This window comes from Amphritea sp., assembly GCF_016744155.1.
Lineage (GTDB): Bacteria > Pseudomonadota > Gammaproteobacteria > Pseudomonadales > Balneatricaceae > Amphritea.
The window spans coordinates 1-2,825 of the sequence record NZ_JADGEW010000048.1 but is presented as its reverse complement, the minus strand read 5'-3'; the positions used below and the strand labels follow the sequence as shown (position 1 = coordinate 2,825).

Sequence of the window (2,825 nt, the reverse complement as noted above, 5' to 3'; positions counted from 1 at the left end):
GCATTGCAGATTCACCAGTCGCCAGTGCGATCGCAACGGTACCGGAGTCAGCACCGAACGCGACACCTTTAGACATACGGGTGTGAGAGTCACCACCGATGATGATTGCGCGGTCGTCAATTGTGATGTCATTCAATACTTTGTGAATAACGTCAGTCATTGAGTGGTAAACGTGTTTCGGGTCACGTGCTGTGATTGCCCCGAACGCGTTCATGAACGCCATCAGTTTAGGCGTGTTTGCCTTAGCTTTGTTATCCCATACAGATGCTGTGTGGCAACCCGATTGGAAAGCACCATTAACGCTTGGAGAGATAGTAGAAGCAGCCATGGATTCCAGTTCCTGACAGGTCATAGGACCCGTCGTATCCTGAGAACCTACGATATTCACTTTAACGCGAACATCAGAACCCGTATGCAGAGGAGTCTTAGAAGTAACACCAACTGCGTTACGGTTGAAGATTTTCTCAACAGCAGTCAGGCCCTGGCCTTCGTGAGAGATTTCTTTAGATTGTGCGTACACAGCTGGAGCGTCAACGCCCATAGTTTCAGCAGCGAATGTTTGCAGTTTCTTACCGAAGGTTACCGCGTAAGAACCGCCAGCTTTCATGAATTCCACTTTTTGTGGTGTGAAAGCATCAGCTATATCAGCCAGTTCTTCGTCGCCGTTGTACAGTTTCTTAGCTTTAGTATCGATGGTCAGAACGGTACCAGTAGCAACTGAGTATACTTCTTCCAGTACTGGGTCGCCGTTTTCGTTACGAACAACTTCGCCGTTAGCGTCGGTTTTCTTAACCCAGTTTTTCAGGTCCAGACCGATACCGCCGGTTACACCAACCGTCGTCAGGAAGATAGGAGCGATACCGTTAGTACCGGCAACGATCGGACGGTTGTTGATGAAAGGGATGAAAGGAGAAGTTTTTTCACCAGCCCAGAGTGCAACGTTGTTAATACCAGACATACGGGAAGAGCCTACACCCATGGTGCCTTTTTCAGCGATCAGCATCACTTTAGCATCAGGGTTTTGCTTGCCCATCTCAGCGATTTCCTGCTGAGCTTCTGGCGAGATCATGCACAGGCCGTGTAATTCACGGTCAGCACGGGAGTGAGACTGATTACCCGGAGACAATAAATCAGTAGAGATATCACCCTCACCAGCAATGTAGGTAATAACGTTGATCTTCTCTGGGATCTCATCCAGCTTGGTGAAGTACTCCGCTTTTGAGTAGCTTTCCAGGATGTTTTTAGCGATGGCGTTGCCCGCTTTGAAAGCGTCAGCCAGACGAGCACAGTCTGCATCGTACAGGAATACCTGAGACTTCAGAACTTCACCCGCAGCAGTAGCCTGAGCATCGTCAGACAGTGCGATATCCAGCAGTACTTCAATAGAAGGACCGCCTTTCATGTGAGATAGTTGCTCAAGAGCATACTCAGCAGAGATCTCTGCAACAGTTTCTTTACCCAGAGCGATGTCTTTTAGGAAAGCCGCTTTAACGCCAGCCGCTGGAGTAGTACCAGGTAGAATGTTGTAGATGAATAAGTTCAAAGATGCTTCGCGATGCTCATTACCAACGTCTTTAATCTGGGCAATGATTTCAGAAAGTAGCTCAGCGCTATCAATCGGTTTAGGATTCATGCCAAGGTCGTTTTTACGAACCTCTATTTCTTCTAGGTAGTCAGAATAGTAACTCATAGCGTTAAGCGTCTCGTCTCAATTAATTCTAATTATGAATCAGTAACAGATTATAAGGAAAAAGTTACAAACAGCTCAATGAAAACAATTTAAATTAAGCTTATAGTCGATATAAATTAAATAAATAGTAGCAAAATCAACGTGTTTTAGATGGTATACATTGGTTGTAGGTATACATATTTTTTTACAAGTTTGGCAGGGCTACTCCTTTGTTGAGAATGGTTATCATTAGGATGAATGCTTAATTTTTAAGATTGGCCAAGGTGAGTCAATCGTTGGTTATCACACAGCTGGGTAGTGAAGGTACAAATAAGTCCATTACGCCTTAGCATCCCCTTTGGGTACTGGCTTGCAGAGATCAGAATAGACTTGTTCACACCTTCCTTAACTAGCTCTCGTGTCTATAGTGATTTAATTGATCGGTTAGACACCCTGAATTGTACCTGGATTCTGGTCCACTTCTGAGGGTATGGAACCTCCGGGCACTGCCGAGGTGGATATAGTTGCACTAAAAATGCAGAAAACTTACTGGCGCTCGCCTAGCGCTTAGGTATAGAGAGATTCTCGATTGCCATCCATGCAACCTCTTCTCTTATTGACTTGAATTTTACAGCCCATGTGGCTTCGCTATGCTTATTCAATCTTTGACTCTTTATTCATTTAATTTAGTAGCGCCACCGTCATTCTGCGTTGCATAAACTAGCCCGGCACCACTTAAAAAACTTCCAAAAAAGTCTATATGCACTAGCAAATAGTCGTAGATTGTATGTAATTAAGGCAAAAAAACTCCAATAGCACTTGCTTTAAGGCACCTATCGGCTAACATTGTCGACAATTCTAATAAAGTAATAATTTATGTTGCTGGTAATAGCGGTTCGTTTGACAGCTGAATATATGACTAACAAGGAGATCGAGCAGCTCCAACAATGACCGGAGGCTCGTGCGAAAAAGGTTATAGGTTCAGAAACGTCCTATCTGCGTGAGGTATAAAATATGACAAGTCCTATCGATTTTGATCCATCCCGTTCCATTAAGACAATTCCCGGAACAGCACACCGTTACCATAGCCTTCCAGATACCGCTGAACTATTTGGTATAAAGCTTGATGAACTACCTTTTTCTCTTCGCCCTATTC

General features: G+C 44.5%; 1 protein-coding gene. It reads right to left on the bottom strand.

Annotation, left to right across the window (positions count from 1 at the left end; translation table 11 throughout):
- Nucleotides 1–1,690: aconitase family protein (locus QZZ54_RS19165; RefSeq protein WP_290705826.1), on the bottom strand; the 1,690-nt coding region annotated here is incomplete at its 3' end.
- Between the last annotated feature and the right edge of the window lie 1,135 nt (nt 1,691–2,825).